26 protein-coding genes are annotated in these 25,451 nt (G+C 34.1%); 17 read left to right on the forward strand and 9 right to left on the reverse strand.

Annotated elements, in window-relative coordinates; genetic code table 11:
• Nucleotides 1-143 precede the first annotated feature (143 nt).
• Nucleotides 144-1,979, forward strand: coding sequence for a PAS domain S-box protein (locus tag J2S19_RS03585; protein ID WP_307337318.1), 1,836 nt, complete (start codon nt 144-146; stop codon nt 1,977-1,979).
• A 17-nt stretch (nt 1,980-1,996) separates the two neighbouring features.
• Here the strand turns inward: J2S19_RS03585 and J2S19_RS03590 are convergent, their stop codons facing one another.
• On the reverse strand, nt 1,997-3,148 hold the full coding sequence (locus J2S19_RS03590; RefSeq protein ID WP_307337321.1) for an aminotransferase A: 1,152 nt from the start codon (nt 3,146-3,148) through the stop codon (nt 1,997-1,999).
• Between the two features lie 141 nt (nt 3,149-3,289).
• Here J2S19_RS03590 and corA point away from each other — a divergent pair, with 141 nt between their 5' ends.
• From corA to J2S19_RS03605, 3 genes are all read left to right on the forward strand, one after another.
• Nucleotides 3,290-4,258: a magnesium/cobalt transporter CorA gene (corA, locus tag J2S19_RS03595; protein ID WP_307337324.1), complete on the forward strand. Its 969-nt coding sequence runs from the start codon at nt 3,290-3,292 to the stop codon at nt 4,256-4,258.
• A 79-nt stretch (nt 4,259-4,337) separates the two neighbouring features.
• Nucleotides 4,338-4,523 (forward strand): hypothetical protein, encoded by a 186-nt coding sequence (locus J2S19_RS03600; protein ID WP_307337327.1) that lies wholly within the window; start codon nt 4,338-4,340, stop codon nt 4,521-4,523.
• A 200-nt stretch (nt 4,524-4,723) separates the two neighbouring features.
• Nucleotides 4,724-5,230, forward strand: coding sequence for a DinB family protein (locus tag J2S19_RS03605; RefSeq protein ID WP_307337329.1), 507 nt, complete (start codon nt 4,724-4,726; stop codon nt 5,228-5,230).
• A gap of 202 nt (nt 5,231-5,432) precedes the next feature.
• On the opposite strand, the gene J2S19_RS03610 is transcribed toward J2S19_RS03605, so the two are convergent.
• The 3 genes from J2S19_RS03610 to J2S19_RS03620 form a co-directional block, all read right to left on the reverse strand.
• Complete coding sequence (locus J2S19_RS03610) at nt 5,433-5,909, reverse strand: hypothetical protein (RefSeq protein WP_307337548.1); 477 nt, start codon at nt 5,907-5,909, stop codon at nt 5,433-5,435.
• 261 nt (nt 5,910-6,170) lie between these two features.
• Nucleotides 6,171-6,563, reverse strand: coding sequence for a hypothetical protein (locus tag J2S19_RS03615; protein WP_307337332.1), 393 nt, complete (start codon nt 6,561-6,563; stop codon nt 6,171-6,173).
• Between the two features lie 120 nt (nt 6,564-6,683).
• Nucleotides 6,684-7,970 (reverse strand): NCS2 family permease, encoded by a 1,287-nt coding sequence (locus tag J2S19_RS03620; RefSeq protein ID WP_307337338.1) that lies wholly within the window; start codon nt 7,968-7,970, stop codon nt 6,684-6,686.
• Between the two features lie 178 nt (nt 7,971-8,148).
• Between J2S19_RS03620 and J2S19_RS03625 the strand changes: the two genes are divergently transcribed.
• Together J2S19_RS03625 and J2S19_RS03630 are read left to right on the forward strand one after the other, a co-directional pair.
• A complete protein-coding gene (locus J2S19_RS03625; protein WP_307337550.1) occupies nt 8,149-8,799 on the forward strand; it encodes a glycoside hydrolase domain-containing protein in 651 nt (216 codons plus the stop codon).
• Nucleotides 8,800-9,615: 816 nt separating this feature from the next.
• A complete protein-coding gene (locus tag J2S19_RS03630; RefSeq protein ID WP_307337341.1) occupies nt 9,616-10,521 on the forward strand; it encodes a chemotaxis protein in 906 nt (301 codons plus the stop codon).
• A gap of 137 nt (nt 10,522-10,658) precedes the next feature.
• Here the strand turns inward: J2S19_RS03630 and J2S19_RS03635 are convergent, their stop codons facing one another.
• The 3 genes from J2S19_RS03635 to J2S19_RS03645 all read right to left on the reverse strand — a co-directional run bounded on the left by J2S19_RS03635 (nt 10,659) and on the right by J2S19_RS03645 (nt 13,316).
• Nucleotides 10,659-11,114, reverse strand: a complete 456-nt coding sequence (locus J2S19_RS03635; RefSeq protein ID WP_307337344.1) for a YkyB family protein — start codon at nt 11,112-11,114, stop codon at nt 10,659-10,661.
• Between the two features lie 317 nt (nt 11,115-11,431).
• On the reverse strand, nt 11,432-12,724 hold the full coding sequence (locus J2S19_RS03640; RefSeq protein ID WP_307337346.1) for a Mef(A)/Tet(V) family efflux MFS transporter: 1,293 nt from the start codon (nt 12,722-12,724) through the stop codon (nt 11,432-11,434).
• A 97-nt stretch (nt 12,725-12,821) separates the two neighbouring features.
• Nucleotides 12,822-13,316 carry a L,D-transpeptidase family protein gene (locus tag J2S19_RS03645; RefSeq protein ID WP_307337349.1) on the reverse strand — a complete coding sequence of 165 codons (495 nt, stop codon included), beginning with the start codon at nt 13,314-13,316 and terminating at the stop codon, nt 12,822-12,824.
• Between the two features lie 384 nt (nt 13,317-13,700).
• Here J2S19_RS03645 and ppx point away from each other — a divergent pair, with 384 nt between their 5' ends.
• From ppx to crcB, 4 genes are all read left to right on the forward strand, one after another.
• Nucleotides 13,701-15,230, forward strand: a complete 1,530-nt coding sequence (gene ppx, locus J2S19_RS03650) for an exopolyphosphatase (RefSeq protein ID WP_307337352.1) — start codon at nt 13,701-13,703, stop codon at nt 15,228-15,230.
• 260 nt (nt 15,231-15,490) lie between these two features.
• Nucleotides 15,491-17,605, forward strand: coding sequence for an RNA degradosome polyphosphate kinase (locus J2S19_RS03655; protein WP_307337355.1), 2,115 nt, complete (start codon nt 15,491-15,493; stop codon nt 17,603-17,605).
• Between the two features lie 198 nt (nt 17,606-17,803).
• Complete coding sequence (locus J2S19_RS03660) at nt 17,804-18,175, forward strand: fluoride efflux transporter FluC (protein WP_307337358.1); 372 nt, start codon at nt 17,804-17,806, stop codon at nt 18,173-18,175.
• Entirely contained in the window at nt 18,168-18,515 is a 348-nt protein-coding gene (crcB, locus tag J2S19_RS03665) for a fluoride efflux transporter CrcB (RefSeq protein WP_307337361.1), read from the forward strand. Before J2S19_RS03660 ends, crcB begins: the two co-directional genes overlap by 8 nt.
• A gap of 140 nt (nt 18,516-18,655) precedes the next feature.
• Here crcB and J2S19_RS03670 read toward each other — a convergent pair whose 3' ends face one another.
• Nucleotides 18,656-19,522 (reverse strand): metallophosphoesterase, encoded by an 867-nt coding sequence (locus J2S19_RS03670; protein WP_307337363.1) that lies wholly within the window; start codon nt 19,520-19,522, stop codon nt 18,656-18,658.
• Between the two features lie 390 nt (nt 19,523-19,912).
• Between J2S19_RS03670 and fadH the strand changes: the two genes are divergently transcribed.
• The 3 genes from fadH (at nt 19,913) to J2S19_RS03685 (ending at nt 22,832) form a co-directional block, all read left to right on the forward strand.
• Entirely contained in the window at nt 19,913-20,680 is a 768-nt protein-coding gene (gene fadH, locus J2S19_RS03675) for a 2,4-dienoyl-CoA reductase (RefSeq protein ID WP_307337365.1), read from the forward strand.
• A gap of 87 nt (nt 20,681-20,767) precedes the next feature.
• Nucleotides 20,768-21,988, forward strand: a complete 1,221-nt coding sequence (locus tag J2S19_RS03680; RefSeq protein WP_307337367.1) for an EAL-associated domain-containing protein — start codon at nt 20,768-20,770, stop codon at nt 21,986-21,988.
• A gap of 604 nt (nt 21,989-22,592) precedes the next feature.
• The gene (locus J2S19_RS03685) at nt 22,593-22,832 is read left to right on the forward strand and encodes a hypothetical protein (protein ID WP_307337369.1); all 240 of its coding nucleotides are present in this window, start codon (nt 22,593-22,595) and stop codon (nt 22,830-22,832) included.
• Nucleotides 22,833-23,073: 241 nt separating this feature from the next.
• On the opposite strand, the gene J2S19_RS03690 is transcribed toward J2S19_RS03685, so the two are convergent.
• The gene (locus J2S19_RS03690; RefSeq protein WP_307337372.1) at nt 23,074-23,310 is read right to left on the reverse strand and encodes a glutaredoxin family protein; all 237 of its coding nucleotides are present in this window, start codon (nt 23,308-23,310) and stop codon (nt 23,074-23,076) included.
• A 344-nt stretch (nt 23,311-23,654) separates the two neighbouring features.
• Here J2S19_RS03690 and J2S19_RS03695 point away from each other — a divergent pair, with 344 nt between their 5' ends.
• The 4 genes from J2S19_RS03695 (at nt 23,655) to abbA (ending at nt 25,242) form a co-directional block, all read left to right on the forward strand.
• Nucleotides 23,655-23,891 carry a YkuJ family protein gene (locus J2S19_RS03695; RefSeq protein WP_307337375.1) on the forward strand — a complete coding sequence of 79 codons (237 nt, stop codon included), beginning with the start codon at nt 23,655-23,657 and terminating at the stop codon, nt 23,889-23,891.
• 24 nt (nt 23,892-23,915) lie between these two features.
• Nucleotides 23,916-24,065, forward strand: a complete 150-nt coding sequence (locus J2S19_RS03700; RefSeq protein ID WP_307337378.1) for a hypothetical protein — start codon at nt 23,916-23,918, stop codon at nt 24,063-24,065.
• Between the two features lie 437 nt (nt 24,066-24,502).
• On the forward strand, nt 24,503-25,021 hold the full coding sequence (locus J2S19_RS03705; protein ID WP_307337381.1) for a ribonuclease H-like YkuK family protein: 519 nt from the start codon (nt 24,503-24,505) through the stop codon (nt 25,019-25,021).
• A gap of 32 nt (nt 25,022-25,053) precedes the next feature.
• The gene (gene abbA / locus J2S19_RS03710; RefSeq protein ID WP_307337384.1) at nt 25,054-25,242 is read left to right on the forward strand and encodes an antirepressor AbbA; all 189 of its coding nucleotides are present in this window, start codon (nt 25,054-25,056) and stop codon (nt 25,240-25,242) included.
• The last annotated feature ends 209 nt before the right edge of the window (nt 25,243-25,451 follow it).

The raw sequence follows: 25,451 nt of genomic DNA on the forward strand, positions 1-25,451 counted from the left end.
TTAAAGAGAATAAATATCATAGATATTTAAAAACACTTTGTATAGTAAAAAATGGGGATGGTCCACATATATAATAAATAACCCTTGAATTTTTTCAATTTAGTGATATCAAGGTAGTGAAGCTATCGAAAAGGAGGGGAACTATGAATCGCCATGCAATAAATGTGAATCAAGTAATTCAAAATAAGATAGAGGTTTATGCAGTTGTATCTTCGAATGGACGCTTTCAATATATTTCCTCTAATTCAGTTGAACTTGTCGGTTATATGAATAGTGCGATAATTGGAAAATACATTAAAGATTTCATTCATAATGAAGATGTGTTTTTGCTTGAGAGTTATTTTTTTAATGAACATCATATTTATCCATGTACGTTTAGGTTTTTAACTGAGGACGGGCAATATATTTGGCTTGAAGCGTCTTTAGACTTCATACGTAGTACAGTAGGTAAACATGAACAAGAGATTGTCCTAAAAATGAAAGCGTTAGATACTGAATTCTCGGTCAATCAACTTCCAAATAGTAATAGCAAAAGCGACATAGGAGAGACTTTCGTTAATAACCATGTCGACACAATTCTTGAAGATTTGCCAAGTCCCTTATATATTTCATCATACGGAAAGATTCTTTATGTGAATCAAGCGTTCCAAAATCTTTTAGGTGTTACTTCTCGTGAACAATTAATAGGTAAACATACCTTTGATTTTATTGATAGTAGCTTTCACGATATAGTTTGGTATCGCACCCAAAAATTACATAATGGTGAGAAGGTCGGCATTATTGAACAAACATGGAGAACGCTAGAGGGCCATGAAATTAATGTAGAGGTTTCTGCCAGTCTTACAACATTTAATGGGCAACAAGTCGAATTAATTGTATTGACAGATATTTCTTCTAGAAGGAAATTTCAAAAAATTTTACAAAATAGTCGAGAAAGATATCAACGTTTAATTGATAGTTCAATAGACACGATAGCTGTTATTCATAAAGACCGATGGGTTTTTGTAAACGATTCAGGTGTTAAGTTATTTGAAACAGAGGATTATTCAGAGATGCTAGGAAGGAACATATACGAGCATCTCGACCGAAATGACCATGATCGCATGAGGAACTCACTTAACAAAATCCTGAACGGAGAAGAAGATGTATTAGTGACAAATCAATCTTGGAAGATTTCTGAAGAAAGAACAATTTATACAGAAATGGTTAGTATACCTACAACTTATTTAGGAGATGCTGCTGTACAAGTTATTTTACGAGATATTTCTGACCGTAAAAAAACGGAAGAGTTAATGCTCCGTTCTGAAAAGCTTTCGATTGCAGGTCAACTTGCGGCTGGTATTGCACATGAAATAAGAAACCCATTAACAGCTATTAAAGGATTTTTACAGATTATGCAACCAGAATATAAAAAACACCATCAATACTTTAACATTATCTTCTCTGAATTAGACCGTATTGAAGTAATTCTAAGTGAATTATTAATTTTAGCAAAGCCGCAAGAGAAAAAGTTTAAAGAAACAAATATGGTTACATTGCTTCAAGATGTTGCCATGTTGCTTGAAACACAAGCAAACTTAAATAGTGTTTATATTGAACAAATCCATGAGGCTAGTAATTTATTAATATATTGTGACCAAAATCAGTTAAAACAGGTATTTATTAATCTATTTAAAAATGCGATTGATGCAATGCCAAGAGGTGGAAATGTAACTGTACATACATATAAGAAGAATGAAAAAATTGTTATTGTTGTCAGTGATGAAGGTGAAGGTATCCCATCTGAATTATTGGAACGAATTGGAGAGCCTTTTTTAACAACAAAAGAAAAGGGAAATGGTTTAGGACTAATGATTACATACAAAATAATAGAAGACCATAACGGTACGATAGTTGTGAATAGTAAATTAGGAAAAGGTAGTACATTTACAGTAGAATTGCCATGTCTTCCGAGGGAAACTAAAACAACGGCTGAATAGCCGCTGTTTTAGTCATATTATGATAAATGATTTATGTAGTTTTCAATACGGTCCATAGCCTCTATTAGTTGTTCCATTGATGTGGCATAGGATAATCGAACATAACCTTCACCATATTCAGAAAATGCATCGCCAGGAACTAGTGCTACACCAGCATACTTTACGAGAGATAAAGCGAAATCAAAGGAAGATTTATTATACTTTTTTATTGATGGAAATAAGTAAAAGGCACCATCAGGTTTTACCACTTCAAATCCCATATTAACTAAGCGGTTATAGACATAGTTTAGTCTTTCTTCATACGCATTTTTCATGAAGTCAGCATCATTTATTCCTTCGGTTAATGCTTCCAATGCTGCCTTTTGAGCAATTGAAGTTGCACACGAAACATTGTATTGATGAACTTTTAGTAAATGCTTTGATACTTCCTCTGGAGCAAATAATAATCCAATTCTCCATCCTGTCATACTGTGTGATTTAGATAAACCGTTAATCACAATTGTTTGTTCACGCAAGAACCTAGCAATAGAATGGTGCCTCTTACCATACACAAGCTCACTATATATCTCATCTGACAGTATAAACATATCCCGTCCTCTTACTAAATCTGCAATTTCCTTTAATTCATGTTCTTCCAACGTTACACCCGTCGGATTTGAAGGATACGGCAGCACGATAGCTCGAGTTTTTTCTGTTAAATAAGGGGCAATTAAATCAGCCGTTAATTTAAAATAATTGTTCGTTGTATCTATATAAATTGGTTTTCCACCAGCAAGTTTAATAAGTGGCTCATAACCAGGGTAAACAGGACTTGGTAAGATTACCTCACATCCTTCATCAAGCAATGTACGAAACGTACAATCAATTGCTTGACTTGCTCCTACTGTTACAATGACTTCATTACTTGGCGAATAGGATAGACCATACTTTTCGTTCATAAAATTAGCTGCTGCTTCTCGCAATTCTAAAAAACCTGCATTATGTGTGTAAGTTGTGTAGTTGTTTTCTATAGCTGTAATTCCAGCATTTTTAACGTGTGCGGGTGTATCAAAATCTGGTTGACCAATCGTAAGAGAAATAACATCATCATAGTCAGCCACCAAGTTGAAAAATTTCCTAATTCCCGATAGTTCTATATGTTTTACTCTTTTATTGACTAAATGCTCCATCTTAAACCTCCATAAGCGAAATCATATATGAGTTATTTTACCATTTATTAAATGAATTTCATCCTTTCACACAAAAATTAAGTTTAATACTTATCATTAACGGGTATAGTGTATGGGACGATTAGAATGGGGAGTTTATTCGTGATACGAACATTAGCCATCACTTCGGAAAAAGAAGTAGTTTATAACCAACCTTTGAGAAAATTAAATAGAAAAAACTTTGAATGGTTCTGGGTTGATTTTCAAGAACCGACAGCTGAGGAGACTAAGGAATTATCACGGTTCTTCCGTTTCCATCCATTAGCGATTGAGGATTGTTTGGAGTTTGTGCAACGTCCTAAATTGGATTTTTATGATCAATATTTATTTATAGTTGTTCATTCAATCAATCAAGCTACATTAGAAGCAGATGAAGTAGATATCTTTGTCTCAGATAACTATATTGTTACGTTCCATAAAAAACCTGTTAGGGATATGAATAATTTATGGCATCGTGTCAAACAAGACCTCCTTTTACAAGAAAGCCCCTTGCAGATTATGTATCATATCATCGATCACCTTGTTGATGATTATTTCCCACCTGTTTACCGGTTAGAGGATTTAATTAATCAGGTTGAGGCGAATACAAGTGATCAAACAATTAGCGAATTAATGGAGCAAATTTTTGATATCCGATCTCAATTAAATAAACTTAGAAGAACAATCATTCCAATGAGAGATTTATTATATAGGATTATCTCTTCATCACGATTTAATTCATTTAAGGAAAAACACATTTATCTTCATGATATTTATGACCATTTACTAAAATTAGTCGAAATGATTGATGCTAATCGTGAATTATCGACTGATATTAGAGATAGTTATTTATCAATTAACTCAGACCGAATGAATAGAGTCATGATGACATTAACAGTAATATCTTCTATCTTTCTTCCGTTAACGTTTATTGCAGGTGTTTACGGGATGAACTTTGAATACATGCCGGAATTATCTGGGAAATACAGTTATTTTATTATACTAGGAGTGATGTTCGTAATAGGGATTGGAATGGTATTGTTTTTCCATCGAATGGGATGGTTCAGATTTCATAAAGGAACAAAATTATAATAACCGTCATAAAAAAGCCCTTCTTACGAATTATTTAGTGTTAAGACTTTTTGACTAATAAAGATATGAGGTGAAAAGGATGGTTGAGAAGGAGTTATTAACAAAAGAAGAGCAGAGGTTAGTTGATAAATTAGAATCTGAAATGTTTTATGCATCGACTAGGACACATATGAATTTTTATAAAAATGAAATTCAAACAATTCTATCTCAAGCAAAAAGGAGACATAAGCTATTAAAAAATCAATCTCATGTAGCTGCTTATTAATATATAAGTATAGATTTTAGTAAGAAGTTGACCTAAAAGCATTACGATTTCGTTAAATACTTTTACGTGAACTTCTTTTTATTATTTTTTTATTGAATAATAATTCTAAAGTAATCGATCACTATTGTTTTCAAATACATTTCATTTATAGTAACTTCCAATTATAATAAGCATAGTTATTGACAATTGGAGGGAATATGATGATAAATACCATTAATTCATTTGCGTATCATAAGTGGGCAACGTTAAGAATTTTAAATCATTTAAATAGCTATACAGATACTTTTTATCATCAACAAATAAATAGTGTTTTTCCATCAATATACCATACATGTAAGCATATGATTGAAGTAGATAAATTATGGCTTTCAAGACTTACAGGAGATAAACCGAGGCAAACAGAGATAGTGACACTTGAGCAACTATCTCAAGAATATAGTAAGGTCCTTCATGATTATGAGTGTTTTTTGGAGTTAAATAGTGATACAAAACAAATAGCATATACAAACTCAGAAGGTGAATATTTTATTAATACTGTTTCCGAATTAATTACTCATATTGCCAATCACGGTACATACCATCGTGGAAATTTATCTGCAATGTTTCGTCAACTAGGTAAACAATCCATTTCGACAGATTATATTTATTTTTTAAGAGAATGTAAAAATGTAAATGAGAAGAGCGAGACAAATAAACCTTTTAGGTGAAGCTTATCCTTTGTCCCGCACCATAATTGTTTTGCTTATATTAACTAGAAACAGAATTTATAGTGTCAACTTCACCAGTTACTAATGGCGATGATGTTCATTTGATTGGAGCGGGTATTTGACTCTTTCTATAAATCGGACTGTTCGCTTAAAGGAAGTGGCTCTCGCTCCAATCCAGAAACTCTTCAATAAAATGTTACGCTTAACGACAACTAAACGAACGAATACGATTTAAATCAATACCAAAATATTCCCAACGGAATTGATTTCTTCTCCAACGATATCCCGCAATTGAATTTCTGCCTACGAATGTCGGATAAAACCAGAAACCACGTCCGTTATTTAAACGAATGTAAGTGAAACGGTACAAACAACCGCGAATACCTCCGGGGTCTACTGCAAACACACCGAAGCCTGAATTTTGCTCAGCTGGAATCGTACTTGGTGGTGGGCCTGATGGTGGACCGCCTTGACCTCCACCAAAACCGGAACCTCCCCCGAATCCTGGTCCTCCACCAAATCCTGGTCCACCAAACCCGCCTTGACCTCCAAATCCACCTTGACCTACTCCTGGAGGCGGTCCGAATGGTGGTTGCCCTATTGGTTGATAACCAGCCTGTTCCCCAAATTGCGGAAATCCAGGGATTTGAATTGTAAATTGACGATTATAAGGGTTCATTTTCACTTAAATCTCCTCTCCCATCATGCTTCACGTTACGATATGCAACTGACAAGCAATAGGTGATTACCTAATAAAGATGAGTAGGGGATAAAAGAATGAACTCATTGGTTGATCGTTCAAACAGTCATCCTCTTCTACTAGAATTCATAAAAAGGTTCGATTTGGTTACAAACTTCAGTGAAATAACTTGTGTTTACCTTCTACACTTAACCAACAATCGATTTCCCCAATTATATACGTGTTTGCTTTAAGGTGAATCTATCTTTTTAAATGTTTTACCGTTCTTGTTTGCAGGTTGACTAAATACCAGCCTTCGCTTTTTTCATGAGATGCATTTGTCGAATATACATGTACAATGTAATCATTATCCTCGATATGGTCATATTGTACAAAAAGGTCGTCATCTTTTTTTATACCTAGTTTTTCTCGTACTAGTTCCTCCGCCTCTGCTTGATTAAGGCGATTACGGTCATTATCGTCATATGTTTCATCCTTGACTTCAACTAATATTTCATCGGTATTTTTTATATGGTCATCCCCAGTTTGGACAATACCACTATTTGTATCTTTATTTGCTTGGGCATCATTTTGATTTGTATTGTTACATGCTGTTAAAACAAAAAGTATCATTATCACTATTAGAAGTTTCATCTTTAACCTCACCTTAAATTCGATATAGTCTAACTATTAGGTATATTAGGATTGTTGAATATATGTTTAAAACTATTACTAGTTAGTATAAGGAAACAAAATTATATTATGCTTTAGCAGCTAATATTTAGCTGACTGGAATAATATGTTTATTAAAAATAACAGAGAGATGACATATAAAGTAGGCTTGACCTCTTTAAATTTCCCTACGGCAATTTTTAAAATTGGGTAAACAATAAAACCAAATGCCATCCCATCAATAATACTGTAAGTAAAAGGTATGAATGTAATAATTAAAAAAGCAGGGAAGCATTCACTGAAATCCTCCAAGTCGATATGTTTAATGTTTTGCAGCATCAAACTCCCGATAACAATTAGGATTGGTGCAATTGCACCATTTGGAATTAACTTAATCAATGGTATAAAAAATAAGGATAAAATAAAAAGCAGTCCTGTCGTGATTGAAGTTAATCCGGTTCTTCCACCAGCTGTTATACCTGCTGCTGTTTCTACAGTACTAACAGTTGGGCTTGAACCAAAGAGTGCTGAAGTAACCGTTGATAATGCATTAGCTTGAAAGGAACGTTTATAAGAATCAGGCCGATTTATCATATGTACTTGACCATACACTAATCCAATATTTTCAAAGACAATGACCATTGTTAATGAAAAAGTTGCTAGCCAAAATGATAAATCGGTAATCCTAGTAAAGGTTAAGGCTAGGAAAACTTCCTTAAAACTAGCAACGGAATTATTTTCTGTATATTCGACAGAAGGACCTTGTCCGATTAACCAAGCTATTACTGTTCCAAGAGAAATGCTAATTAAAAAATGACCCGGTACATTTTTTGAAAAAAGAATTATCGTAATAAGTAAACTTAAAATTGTAAGGATTACCTCTGGGTTACTAACATGACCAATTGTTAAAAATGTTGAAGCATCTTGAACTACAATTCCGCCCTTTTGAAGGCCAATAAATGTTAAAAATAGACCGATACCAACAGTTATTGCTTCTTTTAAAGAGTGAGGAATGGAGGACGAGATAAACGTTGCTAGTTTAGAGAATGAAATAATAATAAATAAGATACCTGAAATAAAGACAACAGCTAACCCCTCTTGCCAAGTTAGTCCTAAGCCATTCACAATCGTATATGTAAATAATGCATTAACACCCATACCAGGTACGAGGATTAAAGGTGTATTTGCATAAACTCCAACGATGAAGCATCCTGCAATCGATGTCAAAACAGTAGCAATAATTCCTGCCTCGATTGGTATTCCTGCATCTGCTAAAATTGACGCATTCACGATCACTATGTAAACAATTGTAAAAAAAGAAACTGTGCCAGCGAGTACTTCTTTTTTAATGGTTGATTCATACTTTCTAAGTCGAAATAATTTTTCCATAAGTCTTCCTTTCACTTAATCAATTAATGATAAATAATCCTTTTTAGGATGGCACAAATGAAATCAGTCATACATGTGTCAAACATTCAAAGTTATGAATATTGTCAAGTTATATGGTTTAGACAACCTGTTCATACATATAAATGAGAAGAGTATGGATAGAAAGGTTGTGAGGGCTCTGGCACGTAAAATCTGGGGAGTTGACTCAGCAAATCCAGTCGATCAGGAATTATATGAACGTGTAAAAAACCAATTGGGTCTACCAAAATATTGGGGAAGATATTTAACTGGAAAAACAAAAGTATCAACAGGGTTAACGAGAGAAGAAATCCAGTTTATTCGTAATAAAGGGGTAAAAGTTTTACCTATTTACAATGTAATGACAGAAACAATAGGGTATGAAGAAGCACAAGTAGCTGCTAGAAATGCCATTTTTCATGCGCGAAGACTAGGAATACCTAAAAATACAATGCTTTTTGCAAACATTGAAAATGATTATCAGGTTGATGTTAATTGGATTAAGGGTTGGGTTGAGACGATTAATCCTTCAGGTTATCGTTGTGGTTTTTTTCATGACCCGGTTAAAGGAGAGTTTACAAAGGCATATAGTCAGGCTGTAAAAGAAGATAATGAAGTTGCTAATCAATCAGTGCTCTGGAGTGCAGATCCGGAAACTGGTGCATCCTCAGAACGTAAGGCGCCGAGATTTAAACCAACTAAACCTAACTGCAAGGCAAACGTATGGATATGGAAATACGGGAGAGATGCTAAGAAGTGTCCAATTGATACAAATTTAGCTGATGAACGGGTTCTAACGTATTTATTTTAGGCTAATTCGTCAGCGTTTTTATTAATCAAAGTAGTCGTTTAGCGTTCATTTCACTATCAGTGCACTTAAGAAGCAAAAGTAGGAGGTGGGCCTCTCTAGCTATGGAAGCTAACAATTAATTAGCAAAACTGGAGGGGCATCTTCTTACTAAAGCATCAATGACTTTTCGAAGTGCTTTATCGTATTTCCTTTTTACACAGTCGTGAGCTCCCAGTTTGTACAATCGTTTTACCAGCATCCCACCTTAATATTCCTTCGCGAAAACTCCACGTTTCACGAATAATGCCAAAATCTCTCCAATTTACCGTTAGTTTCATTTGGTAGCGAAATAAAGTTCTTTTCTAAGAGTTTTGGTTTTGTACGATCTTTACTAGGGGGGAGCTGATTGCAAGCCTTCTGCAGGCGGTTGCGACGGGAATCGAAAAGCGAAGGCAGCTTGCCCATCGAATAAAGAGTTTAGGAATTACGCTAAGCTGTACAGCAAATCGTAATGATGACTTACCGTTTGGGAGACGACCTGATGTTTTCTTGTTACTGTCACCGGAGATAATCGTCTCACCACTCCTCGCAGAAAGCGTTTACTGCAAGAGGAGACAAAGCCTAAACGACAACTCAGTTAAAAGCGACAATTTTTATGAAAACAGCCTTACGAGTGAGCCCAAATTAAACCAAAGGTAAATCTTAGAACATTTTCAGTCCTAATTGCTCTTGTTGAAATTTTAGTACAGTATAAATATATAATAAAGGACTACTTTAAAAATAAAAAAAATAACCGATATAATAAATACGATAGAGTAACATGGAAGGAAGAAGAAAATGGACCAACAAAAAGGAATCTTACTTGAAAGTGGAACAAATGAATTAGAAATCGTAGAATTTTGTGTTGGAGATAATAAGTTTGGTATAAACGTTATAAAAGTGAAGGAAATCATCCAACCTGTAAAAGTTACGAAAATACCACATGCACATCAGAACGTTGAAGGGATTATAGAATTAAGAGGAGAAATCTTACCCGTTGTAAATGTTGCACAGGTCCTAGGATTTTCAACTAGTAACGACCCATTGGCTGAAAAATTTATTGTAACAGAATTTAATAAGACGAAAGTTGTCTTTCATGTCCATGCCGTTACTCAGATTCATCGTATTTCCTGGGAAAATATTGAAAAGCCATCTGGTATTTATCAAGGCTTGGAAAGTCAAATTACTGGAGTCGTCCAACTACATGGTGAGATGATATTATTATTAGATTTCGAAAAAATTGTTGTAGATATAAACCCTGAATCGGGTATTAATGTTGAGCAAGTGAAAAAGTTAGGGTTGAGAGAACGTTCGACAAAGAGAATTGTTGCTTGTGAGGACTCTCCGTTACTACGTAAGTTATTGCAAGAGACATTAACTGAAGCAGGATTCTCACAAATTGAATTTTTTGAAAATGGAAAAGATGGATTAATGTATTTGGAATCTATCGTTGAATCTGGACGAGCTATAGAGGATGAAGTACAAATCGTAGTTACAGATGTTGAAATGCCTCAAATGGATGGGCATCATTTAACGAAGCGGATTAAGGAACATTCAGGTTTAAGTAAACTTCCTGTCATCATCTTCTCATCGCTTATAACAGATGATTTACGTCATAAAGGAAATATTGTTGGTGCAAGTGCACAAATTAGTAAACCTGAAATAAGTGAACTAGTTGAAAATATTGACAAGTATATTTTATAACAATGAAATAATTTGAGTCTAACAAGTAGTCCCATAAACCAACACTGTCAAGTTGTGTTTATGGGGCTGTTTCGTTTCCTGTTTCTAAAGCCTATAGTCAATTAGTTAGAATATAGGTATTGTAAGTTGTTTGCAAATTAGCGATAACTTTCTCCCAGTTTTTTGAACACCGGTTTTTCGTATGTACGCTTATGTTTATTGTATGTTTTTGAATGTTGTGGGTCCTCATGCACGCCAACATAGTTTTGTAACAATATTTTTGCCTTTGATAAGGACATATGTGTTTTGGGGTTACGATATGTTTGATTCAAAGAGCCTAAGTGTGGAAGTTGGTTGAAGTCATCTTTTGTTGGAGGCATATGAAAGTAGTAGTCTCCAGCTGAAACGAGCACATCGGACTGTTGTTTACTGTATTTTGGATTGTTTGAAAAATGTAGTCCTTCTTTTTTTGCTTTTCCTTCGAGGACAAGCTTAAGTAAGGCTTTCTTTTTTAGAGAGTAAAGAAATTTGGGATTAGGTGCGGTTTTAGCGTGTCTGTTAACAACGTAAATAGCACGTGCGAGGTTTTCGGTAGTGAGTTTCTGGTCGTCCATTGTTTCTCTCCTTTTCAATGTTTCATACTTTTTCTAGTATTTCTGGCATAGGTTAATGTGTGATCAAAATCGACTTTACCTGAGAGTTCAACTTGCTTTTCACGATAGCGTCTCAAAAATCTGTGCCAATAGTATTAAAAACAATACTTACCTATATAAAGCCTTATATAAATTATAGCTCCTATAGATGAAAATGCAACATTTATTAGGAATATTCCTTTTCAATTAACAAAAGGCTATCCAATCATATGAACCATTATAAACAAACCTACAATAACCCTGAAAAAAAATAAAAGAAGAGTATTAGCACTCTTCTTCTAAACTGATTTTATATTGGGTTGGTTTTGTTCTTGTCGCTTTAGCTTTTTTTCTTTCAAATCAAATGCCTTGCTTAGTTTTGGTAACGTGAGTGCATAGAAAATAAAGACGAGTAGGATTATCGCGGCCATTCCGTAATATAAATAATCAATATCAACCACAAATTGTGGGAAAATAACAGCTATGATTCCTAATGTCAAAGATTGAGCTAACATCATTAATGGGTCAATCCATCCGCTAACCCGCCCCATTAATTTAGGGTGGACAATCTTAGGTAGCCATCCGCCAATGGCAATATTTATTGGACCTAGACACATTCCAATAATAAACACTACTGCTAAAAAGACCGCAACATTACTAGTAAAGCCTAGAAAGAAAATAAGCACTCCTGTTATTAAAATGGGGTAAATCATTAATTGATGTGGTTTAAACTTGGACGCTATTAGCGTTCCAATACCACTACCAGTTAGTAGTCCAAACCCTAATGAAATTGCAAAAAAGGATGCGTACCATTCATAGTTGTTTGGTGATAATTCATACTTCATAGTGAACATTGGTAAGACGGCAAAAGCTCCATTTACAATCCCGAAAATAAAAAAACCAAAGACTAAAACCGCTAATAAACGATTTTTAATAATATAGATAAAACCGTCCTTAAAATCCCTCAAAGAAGACTTAAAACTCATTTCGTTCCATTTGACCTTACCGTTTGGAAGTCTTGCTGAAGTTGGAATATTACATGATCGAATCAGGAAGGCTGAGATAATGAAGCTCAAAAAGTCTACGATAACGGCACCGTGTATACCAACAGTTTTGTAGATTGCAGCTCCAATTCCTACACCGAAAACCATAAAAATGCTAAATAACATCTGATTTAGACCAGCAGCTTGTGCATACTGTTCCTTCGTTAAAATGCCTTGTACAAGGCTATTTTCTGCCGGAAAGAAAAATTTCGTTACAGCACTTCGTAGAAACAGAATGAAAAAAATTAAAGGAATAGAATTTAAAAACAAAGAACCAAACAAAATGACGGTTAGACCGGCACGAATCCAATCACAATTTTCAGCAACTTTCTTACGGTCAAAACGGTCAGCAACAACTCCAACAAGAAAAAATACAAGTATTGTTGGTAATGAGTACATAAGCTCCGCAAAAGTTGCATAAGAGGGTTGATTGCTAAAATGGTCTAACAGATAAAAGGCAAAAGTCATATTTCCTATTGTCGTTCCCATTTGTGAAAATAAAGCTGCATAAAATAGCTTTACAAAATTTTTATTTTGAAAGATTTTCATTTGTACGCTCCTTAAATACTAGGTCCATTACTACATTTGTCATTATAAGGGATTTTATATATGATTTATACGTAATCAATGAAATCTTAATAAAATCTTAAGGTCTAATAAATACTCTAGTCCCATTAGGAACGAGTGCGGCTAAATCATTTACATCTTGATTATGCATTCTAATACAACCGTGTGATACAGCTTTTCCGATAGATGATGGATTGTTCGTACCATGAATGCCATAATGCAGTTTTGATAGGCTTAACCACATCGAACCATATGGACCACCGGGATTTGGTTGGCGATTGACAATTACAAAATCACCAATCGGGGTTGCTGTAACCATGCTGCCAACTGCAATAGGGTAATCTTTTATTACTTGTCCGCTATGTTGCAATACTAGGCGGCGGTTCGAGACAGAAATATGGATAGTATAAGGAATCATTTCCGGATCAGGTAATGTTGGAATGGTAATTTTTTGACCTACATATAACATGTTTAGATTTGAAAGCTGATTTGCTGCCACTAGTTGTTGTATTGGAATTCGATAATTTGCTGCAATAATCGTTAGCGTTTCACCTTGACTCACTGTATGAATCATTTGTTGACTCCTTTCTGGGAGTTTTTTTCTAAAAAATGTAGCTTTTTGCATTGACTTTATCAAAGGTTGGTTGGAGCTGATTGCGAGTTTCCTGCGGGATGCGTGCTATCAGGATGCTCACCATCCACCCCGCGGAAAGCGAGTACTGTAGCGGAAAAACCAACCCAATTACAACTAAGTAAAAAGCAACAATGTTTGCGAAAACAGCCTTGTAAAAAAACGTAATTAGATGCTACTAACTTATATATGAAAAACACAGTATATGTTATGTTGAATTGTGTTATAATGTACCTTATTTTGAAAGCAGATTTACTAAGGGTGCGAAAATAGTGATTATTAGAAGTGACAGTAATATTTGAAATTTTTTGTTAGGGTGTGGATGTTATGGAACAAGATAAATATGGAATCGTTGATATCGGCTCAAATACGATGCGTCTTGTCATATATTTACGGGAAAAAAGTGGCAGATTAAAGGAAATTGAAAATGTAAAAGCTGTTGCAAGGCTACGTAATTATTTAACAGATGACCGAGTATTAGAAGCAAAGGGTGTTAATTTATTAATTGAAACTCTTCAAACATTTCAAGAAGTGACAAGACATTACGAGCTTTCAGATGTTAAATGTGTTGCTACAGCAACAGTTCGTCAAGCAATTAATCAACAAGAGGTAATTAAGAGAGTAAGTGAAGAAACTGATTTTACTATTCGAGTTCTTTCTGAATATGAAGAAGCTTACTACGGATATTTAGCTGTTGTTAATTCGACTTCAATTGAAAGCGGAATCACGATCGATATAGGTGGCGGGAGTACAGAGATAACATTCTTCAAAAATCGGCAATTAGTAAATCATATAAGCTTTCCCTTTGGTGCACTGTCTTTACGAAAACAATTTGTTCAAGATGAAACTCCTACTGAAGAAGAGATTGAAGCTATACGATTGTTTTTAGATGAGCAATTTAAAACATTAGATTGGATCCGCAATAAATGTTTACCTGTAATCGGAATAGGTGGTAGTGCAAGGAATCTTGTTCAAGTACATCAAGAATACATAAATTATCCACTGTCTGGTGTTCACCAATATATGATGAATGCAGCTGATGTTCAGTTAATGAGTACATATTTACAATCACTCTCCTTTGATGATTTGCAACGCGTTGAGGGCCTTGCAAAAGATCGGGCAGATTTAATTATTCCGGCGATTGAAGTGTTTAAAATGATTATGGATATTGTTCAGACTGATAAGTTTGTCCTAAGTAGGAAAGGTTTAAGAGATGGTGTGTTTTACGAAGAAATAACAAAGGATTTTGGGTTTCCTTATTTTCCTAATGTTATTGAAGAAAGTTTTTATGAATTAGCAACAGATTATCAAATTAATGTCAATCAAGTATTCTATGTGACAAAATGTGCCTTAATTATTTACGAACATTTAAATAAGTTAGGTTTAGTAACTATTACTAGGGAGGACAAGCTTTTATTACGACGCGGTACATATGTGTTTAATATCGGTAATTATATCGACAGTGAGTCTAGTAGTAAGCATACATTTTATTTGTTAACGAACCGGACAATAGATGGGTTAATGCACCGTGAACGTATGATTATTGCATTAATTGCTTCTTTTACTAATAAATCATCATTTAAACAGAATGTTACATTATTTAGTCAATGGTTTACAAAGGATGAGTTAACGAAATATCGGTTATTAGGCTCCATCATCAAGTTTGCCTACAGTTTAAACGCAACAAATCGGAATATTATCGAAAGGATAAACCTTGAATTACAAGATGAAGAGACACTTATTTTTTCGATAAAATGTAGGAAGGATTGGAAGCCTGAACAGTATCAAGTTGAAAAGCAAAAAAAGCATTTAGAGAAGGTACTGAAGAAAACAATAACTGTAAAGTTTCACTTTTAATTATTTGAAAACTCAAACTAGTTTTTAGCTAGCCTATCTGATTTATATCCTGAAGGGGATTAATTTTCTTCACTTTTGTAACGCAACATTATATCTAAATCATCACAGTTTTGATAATAATCATTAAGGCTATGTTTTCGGAATATTCTTATTTACAAAAATATAACAAAAGATTTACAATAAATTTACAATTGGGAAAAAGGTAAATGTTAAAATAAATCTATTAATGTAAGATATTGTCGATAAAGGATGGCTAAAGGATGAATATAACAGAGATAAATAAAAAAACTGTAGAACTAAATAATCCATTGTATTATAACAACAGGGAACTCAGCTGGCTTGCTTTTAATGAACGTGTATTAGAAGAAGCACTTGATGAGCGCAACCCTTTGTTGGAACGATTCAAATTTTTAGCTATTTTTAGTTCGAATTTAGATGAGTTTTTTATGGTTCGTGTTGCGGGGTTAAAGGATCAAGTAAAAGCAGGCTTTAATAAACCAGAGAATAAAGCAGGCTTAACACCAAAAAGACAATTAAATGAGATTGGTAAGAAAACTCATAAACTCGTAAACTTACAATATAATACATTTAATCAAGTCCTTTTACCTAGGTTAAAAGAAGAACAAATCGAGTTTATTAGTATGAAAGAATTATCACGTGAAGAATTGGGAAATATCGAAACGTTTTTTGATGAGCATATCTTTCCAGTTTTAACACCGTTAGCTATCGATGCTTACCGTCCTTTCCCGATGTTATTAAATAAAAGTTTAAATTTAGCAATTGTGATTGAAGATAATTTATATGAAGAAAATCAGCTAAAAACTGCAATTGTTCAAGTGCCGGCTGTCTTAGAGCGGTTCGTGAAAATCGAGACAGGTAGCGGTAAAGTTCAATATTTACTCCTTGAAGATATCATTAGTCATTTTATTCATAAATTGTTTAAAGGATATAAAATCTTGTCTGTATCCATATTCCGTATCACAAGAAATGCCGATATGACAATTCATGAAGAAGGTGCCCGTGATTTATTAAAAGAAATAGAAAAAGAATTGAAAAAGCGTAAGTGGGGAGCAGCTGTACGATTAGAAATCCAAAGGCAAGGCTTCGATGACAGAATATTAAACTATTTAACACAAGAATTGGAAATTCATGAGGATGATGTTTACGAAATTGATGGTCCATTAGATTTAACATTATTATTTGGTTTCTATAAGGAAATAGCTAAGCAAAGAGATCATCTAATCTATGAAACACTCATCCCACAGCCACCGCGAGATATTGCTTCAGATGAAAATATCTTTGATAAAGTATCGGAACAGGATGTTTTTCTACACCACCCTTATGAATCATTTGAACCAGTTATTGATTTTGTGTCAGAAGCTGCCGATGACCCGGATGTATTAGCGATAAAACAGACACTGTATCGTGTTAGTGGCGATTCACCCGTCATTGAAGCATTAAAACGAGCAGCTGAAAAAGGGAAACAAGTAACCGTATTAGTTGAGTTAAAAGCAAGATTTGATGAAGAGAATAATGTACAGTGGGCGAAGGAACTAGAAAAGGCCGGTTGTCATGTTATATATGGAATGACCTATTTAAAAACACATAGTAAGATAACACTTGTCGTTAGAAGACGAAATAACCGGATTGAGCGCTATGTCCATTTAGGAACAGGTAATTACAATGATCAAACAGCTAAAATTTATACGGATATGGGATTGTTAACATCAAAACGAAAATTTGGAATTGATGCTACAAACTTTTTTAATTATTTAAGTGGTTACACCGAGAAACCTGAATTCCATCATTTGTCTGTAGCACCTTTTGATATAAGGAAAGATTTTATACGTTACATTGATGATGAAATTAAGTTTCATAAAAGGTATGAGAATGGTCGGATTATTGCCAAAATGAATTCGTTGACAGATAAGGTCATTATCATGAAGCTATATGAAGCCTCAAATGCAGGTGTAAAGATAGATTTAATTGTTCGAGGAATTTGCTGTTTGCGTCCAGGTATTAAAGGTGTTAGTGAAAATATAACGGTTCGGAGCATTGTTGGTAGGTTTTTAGAGCATAGTAGAATTTACTTTTTCCATCATAATGGGGAAGAAAAGACCTTCTTATCGTCAGCAGATTTAATGACAAGAAATATGGTGAAACGGGTGGAAATTTCCTTTCCGATATATGATGGTACGATAAAGAAACGAATCAACAGTATTTTAGCTTATGCGTTAGCAGATAATGTAAAAGCACGTGAACAAGATGAATATGGTGAATATCATTATGTTCAAAGGGATAAAGGTGACCCGGTTATTGATAGTCAATGTCTCATATTTGACCGTGCATATTCCGTTATGGATGATGAAGAATAATCCTTTGAGAAGTTTGGCTTGAGCCTGCTTCTCTTTTTTTGTCTTGCCTATAAGTAAAGCTGCTTAAGTTGATAAGGCAGTGTTTTTATCGATCTTGTCAATAATGAAAAATAACTAGATAATGGAGTAAGACTATTAAATATAAATATGCACAATGTTTAAGCTATGTTGTTTGCATAAAAAAGAGAGAGGATGTCAATGAGTAGATTATTGGATTGTCTTTTAGTTGCAATTGGAGGTGCTTTAGGCTCTTTTTTTCGATATGTCCTCTCAATCACACTTCATTTAGAAGTTGCTTCAACACTAGTAGTGAATATATTCGGTAGTTTTTTATTAGGGTTTATAACTATATACTTGAATGAACCTGAACAAAGATGGAGGAAATTAATGATTGGAACTGGATTTTGTGGAGGCTTTACAACTATGTCAACTTTTAGTTTAGATGTAACAAAATTACCTGTTAATCTAGCTATATCATATATGATCGCTACGATTTGTGGAGGTATTGCAGTTGCATTTTCTGGAATGATTGTGGCAGTACGCTTAAACGCGAGGAACAGCAATGATTGAGGTGTTGATAGGTGGCGGGCTTGAGGCAGCGTTTAGATATATCATATCAGAGTATTTTAATAGCCGACATCGCCATAATAAAATCCCGCTAGCTATAATGTTTATCAATTGGTTAGGCTCATTTTTATTAGGAATATTTGTTACGATACCTCTAGAAGAACAGTTTCTTTTATTACTTGCTACAGGATTTTGTGGAGGCTTTACTACTTTTTCAACCTTCTCTGTTGAAGCTGTTCAGCTTATACAAAGGAAACAATATAGGCATTGCTTCCTTTATATAACGATGACGGTTAGTGGCAGTATAGCAGGACTCATGCTTGGGATGTTATTGTTTTATTAGAGGTAAAACACGGATAAACGGTTTAAATCGTGTATAGCAGGTGCTTTTTCGGCTATTTAAGCATGTTTCGTAATGTTCAATACCTAGTCAAAAAATCATAATACCTCTTCAAACAACCCATTATTTTGGAAAGCCTTCTTTTAAAGTATTTCCTTATTAGAAAGTGTAAAAGTTGTAATCTCGGGAGTTGATAAAAAGCGAAATGGTAGTCTAGTAGTTCCTAAGCCTCTATTAACATAAAGCCGCATTTGTCCAATTTCATACATCCCTTCATGATAGACGGAAGCATAAGGGGGTGTAATGAGTGGACCATAAAATGGCAATTGGATTTGACCTGCATGACTATGACCAGATAGTTGTAAATCAACATGAAAGTAATTAGACTCGAGTGCTGCATCTGGTTCATGTGCAAGTAATACGTTAAATTGGTCCTCATTCAAAGTCCCAAGAGTAGATTGATAATTTGGCTTTCCGAGCATTAAGTCATCAAGGCCCGCGATAGCTATTTTATCCTGGTTTATAACAATATTTTTAACAGAATTCTGAAGCAGGGTAAAGCCTGCGTTCGTAATGACATCCTTATAAATATCTGTACCGTAGCCACCATGGTCGTGATTCCCGTAAACAGCAAATTTTCCTAGACGTGCATGTAATTTTTGCAAGATAGGTGCCACTTTGTTTACCTCATGATATTGATTCGGTTCATCCATTAAATCACCAGTAAATAAAAGAATATCTGGAGATAGTTGGTTGATTTTTGTTACAATCGTATCTAATCTTTCTAATGTAAAGTAATCGGATAAATGTGTGTCACTAAACTGAACAATTTTTACTCCATTAAATGAGTTTGGGATTTTCTTATGTACAATTGTTTTATCTACAATATCAAGTAACGCTGGCTCAATATGTCTAGCATATATATATCCGCCGCAAGCTGTTAACAAACTGGCAAATGAGATAGAAAAGAGTCCTTTTAGAAAAGACCTTCTTGAATATAATTTAGTCATGATTACTTACCAATCCTCGAATTATTAAGTATATTTACTTCTATATGTCAAACTTAATCTTCGTTTCCCGCAGAGGTCTACGCACTATACAATAGTATGAAAATAACTTATCTATTAGTAGGTGTTTATAAAAAAGAATATGTCTAGAAATATTTTTTTAGAAGCTAACTGTTCTAGTATAACATGATTTATTTTAATGCCTATACAATCTAGCAAAATGCAATTAATAAAAATAAGTGTTTACTAGTTAGTATTATTGGCAATTTCATCTCTTTTTCATATTCACTAATAAATGAAAATATGATAATGATAGACTGCTTTCTAAATGACGATTTTTTAAGATTTTAAAAGCTATTGGAACAAAGTCTTACTATAATAGGAGGGGATAAAGTGAACAGTAAAGTTATCCTGATAACAGGTGGAACAAGCGGGATTGGAAAGGCGATAGCTGAGAGATTTGCAAAAGAGGGACTAAAAGTTGCCATTATCGGAAGAACAATTGAAAAACTTGAGCAAACAAAAAGGGAGCTTGAATCCGCCTATTCTGTTGAAATTTTACCAATTCAACTTGACGTACGCGATTATCCTAAGGTTGAAGAAATGGTTAAACTTGTTGATAAGCAATTTGGGCACATAGATGCCTTGATTAATAATGCAGCAGGCAATTTTATTTGTCCTGCAGAGAAATTAACAGTAAATGGTTGGAACTCAGTCATTGATATTGTTTTGAATGGAACCTTTTACTGTAGTTCAGTTGTCGGGAATTATTGGATAAAAAATAAACAAAAAGGAAATATACTAAACATTGTTGCTACTTATGCATGGGATGCCGCTCCGGGTGTAATTCATTCAGCTGCAGCGAAAGCAGGAGTTTTATCAATGACAAAAACATTGGCTGTTGAATGGGGTGGGCAATATGGAATTAGAGTAAATGCAATCGCACCTGGTCCAATCGAGAGGACTGGTGGAGCAGATAAATTGCTACTCTCTACGGAAGCCGCTAATAATACACTACAAAGTATTCCTTTAAAAAGGTTTGGAACACCAGAGGAAATAGCAGGTTTAGCATCTTATATTTTATCCGACGAGGCCTCATATTTGAACGGAGAATGTATTACGATGGATGGTGGTCAATCGTTACGACAATTCCCTTTTTAGACAATTATTAATAAGTGATGCCAATAATAATTTCATGACATTCATGGTATAATCATTCTTACTTATATAGATAAGTGGGGGGATTTCATGGATCCATTAGATATAATGTCAAATATGGAAAAAATCATTCCACATTATCAAGCAATATTTAGCGCTGACGAACAAAGGGTTATCGGTTATGAAATCCTAGGTAGAATTTTGCTTGATAATGATGAGTTCCATAGTTTAGGTTCTTTTTTTCAAGATGATAATATACCCGACGAATTCCGAATTGAAGTCGATGATTGGCTGGTCAAACGCGCGATAGATGAATTTATAGAACTAAATGATTTGGAATTGCTTCTTTTTATCAATCGTGATGCGAATCTCCTCATGCTTGATCATGGAGAAAGTTTTTTGCAAATTTTACTTAAAGGTCAAGAAAAAGGTTTGCAGTTAACTCAAATTGTTATTGAGATAACAGAATACAACTTCAAAGGTGATATTAGTCAACTTTATCACCTTCTTCAATATTACAAAACCTACGGGATTAAAATAGCAATTGATAATATTGGGAAAGCAAGCAGCAATCTGGATCGAATTGGCCATTTGTCTCCAGATATATTAAAAATTGACCTTCAGCCGCTGCGCTTAACTTCTCCATTTCAATCGTATTATGATGTGCTATTTTCAATTTCGCTACTAGCGCGAAAAATTGGTGCAACATTATTATACGAAGACATAGAGGTAAACTTTCAGCTTCAATATGCTTGGAAAAATGGTGGGAGATATTATCAAGGTTATTTCCTCGATAAGCCTAAGCGACACTTTATTCATCGGGATGAACGTAAAGAGTTACTTATTAATGAGTTTCAACACTATATATCTTCAGAGAAGAAAAAATTGCAAACAGTATATTCCTTTACGGAGAGTTTCCATAATCGGATACACCAGCTAATATTAAAATATGGTAAACATTATGAAGATTATAATGACCTGTTAAAAGAGTTAGCGATAGAGTTGGATGATTGCTGTTTTCGTATATACATATGTGATGAAGATGGATTTCAACAATCGGTAAATGTTTATAAAAATATTGAATGGGAAGTACAACCAGAGTATTACATGAAAAATTGGAGTTGGCGTCCTTATTTCTTAGCGAATATTGTAAAAATGAGGTTTGATAAGAAAGGTTTTCTGAGTGATGTATATAGTGATATTGAAAAGGGAGTATTAATTCGTACTTTCTCATATCCACTTAATAAGAGCCATTATCTATTCCTTGATTTATCATATGATTTTTTATATGAACAAGAAAGTTTATTATAAGAATGTTTTGGAATGTTATTTTCGGAAATTTTATTGTTTTACCAATAAATCGTATATGCTGATACAGTGAGGCTGAGACAAAAGGTTTTAAAGATAGGCTGTTTTCGCAAACATTGTTGCTTTATACTTAGTTGTCGAATTGGTTGGTTCCTCTTGCAGTACTCAGCAATAGTGGGGTGGGTGGTGAGCCTCATAGCTCCTTGTGGCTACGTGCTACCAAACTTCAGGTCACCCTCTCCCTACGATAAGTTATCATCGATTCAACCAAGGACTCTTCGTGATTGCCTTTGGTCTTAGTCGATGCTCGTCTGAGTTTGTACGTCGATGGGTAAGCCGCCTACGCTTTTTGAACTCCTCGGCGTAAACGCATGCATGAGTCTCAGCTCCCACACATCTCGCATGAGTCTCGCAATCAGATTCAACCGACCTTGGCAGAATTTTTAACAAATGTTCGTATATTTAACTAGGTTGTTTTTTGTTATGTCCGAGTCTCTTCATTGAAAAAAGCATTAAAATGAAAATTTGTAACCATCTGAAATCAGACTTTAAATAAGAGTATATTCCTAGTCATATGTGGAATCTTAACATTAGAGGTGACAGGAATATGAGCCATTTTTCAACTATATTATTAGGCCTAGCAGTTGTTATCGCTGTAATAAGTTTAATTTATACGTTTAGAGTAGGCAGAGATATTAGTGCAAGAAGAGCCAAATATGATGGACCAATCGATGAGAAAGTCCAAGAACATCCATATATTAGAAACCCGATATTTTTAGCATGTCTCATTGCTGGGATTTTTTCTCTGGCATACATTTTCTATTTAGCTTATACAATCTCTTGGTAAAGCAGCGTTAGCGCTGTTTTTTTATTAGCAATAAATTCTTTAACATTACCAAATGCTTCTACATTAATTTGAAAAAAAAGTTGACAATGATACTGATAATCATTATCATTATAAATGAGAACGGAATTCAATTTCTATTTATAGATATTGATTAGTCAGTAAGCTCTCGATTTTCCCCAAACCCCTTTTAATAATATGGAAAAAGCTTGGCTGGTCACCAAGCTTTTTCTCGTTTAACATATTAAATACCTAACAAATTCTCTAACCTCTGTAGATCAAATCCTGTAATGACATGTTCATCAACTGTAATTGTAGGTGTCGAAGTAGACGATAGTTCATTTATTAGTGTATTCCTCGCGTTATTATCAACACTTATATCCTTTTCGATATATTCAACATTGTGGTGGTCTAAGAACTGTTTGACAATTTTACAAGGTGGACAGCTTGGTTGTGTATAAACGATGACTTTTTTAGACATATTTCTCTCCTCTTACTTCTTATTTTTCCGATACAAAAAAAGATACTTTGAATAACATGTATGAAAGCAATGTATGTTACAATATAAAGGCTAAATGTTTCGATTGCATTTAAAAGTAACGTATGTCGCTTTTTGATCCTTTACATAATGGCTTATCTTTTAAAACTACGGTATATTTTCAATTTTATTTGGTAATCCCTACATACATAGTGTAAAATTGAAAAGGCACAAAGTAAAGATACTTATTTTTGAATGTTGTTTAGTGGATAGAATCGAAGGTAGAGTCAAACAATATAAGTACAGGAAACAGTTATACGTTAACTCTTCCGGAAGGGGGATATGAAGTGTCACAGTTATTAGGTATTATTACAAGACTACAAAGTTTACAGGAAAACTCAGGTTCAGGCGAGCCTTTACAACGCTTTTTCGAGGTTGAAGGAGAAAAACGTTGCAGTGTTAAATATTTTGACAAGAGTAATACGTTTGAACTAGAGGTTTACCAAAAAGGGGAAAAACCCCAATCATATCAATTTGACAATATTGATATGATCGCAATGGAAATTTTCGACTTACTCCAATAACCAAGAAAATTTGGAGGTGGCATAATGAGAAAAGAACCAACAGTTATATGTCCATTTTGCATGGAACATCAGCCACTCACAAAAACGTTAACAGCACAATCTAATCAAAACGTCATCTTTACGTGTTCTCGTTGTGAAACATCAATCCGAAATATTGAGACAAGTAAAGGCTGAAGTTACTTGAAGGTCAGACTTTTTCGTACACAATCGATAGACGAGCTCGATATTCATCTATTGATTGTGTTTGCAGAGTCTGACCTTTTCGTTTTTTTGAATATTTATGTTAAGTCTCTCCGTAAACGCATGAGGATCCTTACCTCTCCCACACCCTGCAATCGTGTCGTAATTCAGCTACAACTAATTACAGTTATTATAGTGCAAAGACAACAATCTTTTAGAAAGTAGTCATATTTAAAGACATAAATCCTATCGTTTCCTACATATAATGGATTGTAATATAGATAATTCGTTTACTACGTTAGAAGAGAACACTTCAAAATCCATTTAAACATGTAACAATAAATAGAATCAATGATTTATTTTAATAACTGATTAAGAAATATGTATGTGAAAAAAACTCCAAAAACATGTTTATAGTGAGGAGTAATACTATGAACGAGACCTTCACCTTTTATAATGTTTCCGAGAAACAGATGTCATTTCAAACAGTAATTGAGCGTATGAAAGATTTTTTGTTGAAAGACCCACGTTCTGAGTACGTATTATCGATTGGGACAGATTCGCATGTTCATCAGCTGCAAACGAAGTTTATTACAGCGATTCATTTACATCGGAAAGGAAAAGGTGCATGGGGTTGTTTAAAATTATATGAAATAAAAAGACCTGTATTAAGTTTGCGTGAGAAGATCACGATGGAAACAACACTCAGTCAAGAAATTGCGACATATTTTACCACTATCTATTTAGAGGACTTAACAAATGTGTTGATTCCTTTTGCTTATGAAGGTGCAGATTTGTTATTTGAAATTCATCTCGACATTGGCAAAAAAGGGATGACGAAGGAGTTAATACAAGAGATGACGGGGCGGATAGAAGCAATGGGAATTGAGGCTAGAATTAAACCTGAAGCCTATACCGCTTATAGCTATGCAAATAGGTATACAAAATAATGCGATATTAAAGGGCATTTGGAGGAAATAACATGGAAGCGACTTTGAATAAGATAACATTAGATGAGTATCGGTTATTAGTGGAATTACTTATTAGTCAACAGTATGCAATTGAAATTATATGCAGTGAGTTAAACGATTATGAAATTGGGGCAAAGACGATGGAGTGGGACCGGTATAAAAGACTTATTGCCCTGTATGAAAAGTTACGTATTACGTAAGAAATTCATGCGACAAAACCTTAAAACTTATGTTTATAAAAGTGATCGTAAAATCACTTTTTTTTATAAATTTTTCACTTGTATTTTAGAATGTCATTACATATGAAAAACTATTAAATCACTTAAACCTTGATTTTAATATTTAAGTTTAAGGCTCTTATCTAAAAGATTGTTGCTATTAGGACAAACTTTACGAAGGGTTGGTTGGA

Origin of the sequence: Metabacillus malikii (assembly GCF_030813355.1) — a bacterium.
GTDB lineage: Bacteria > Bacillota > Bacilli > Bacillales > Bacillaceae > Metabacillus > Metabacillus malikii.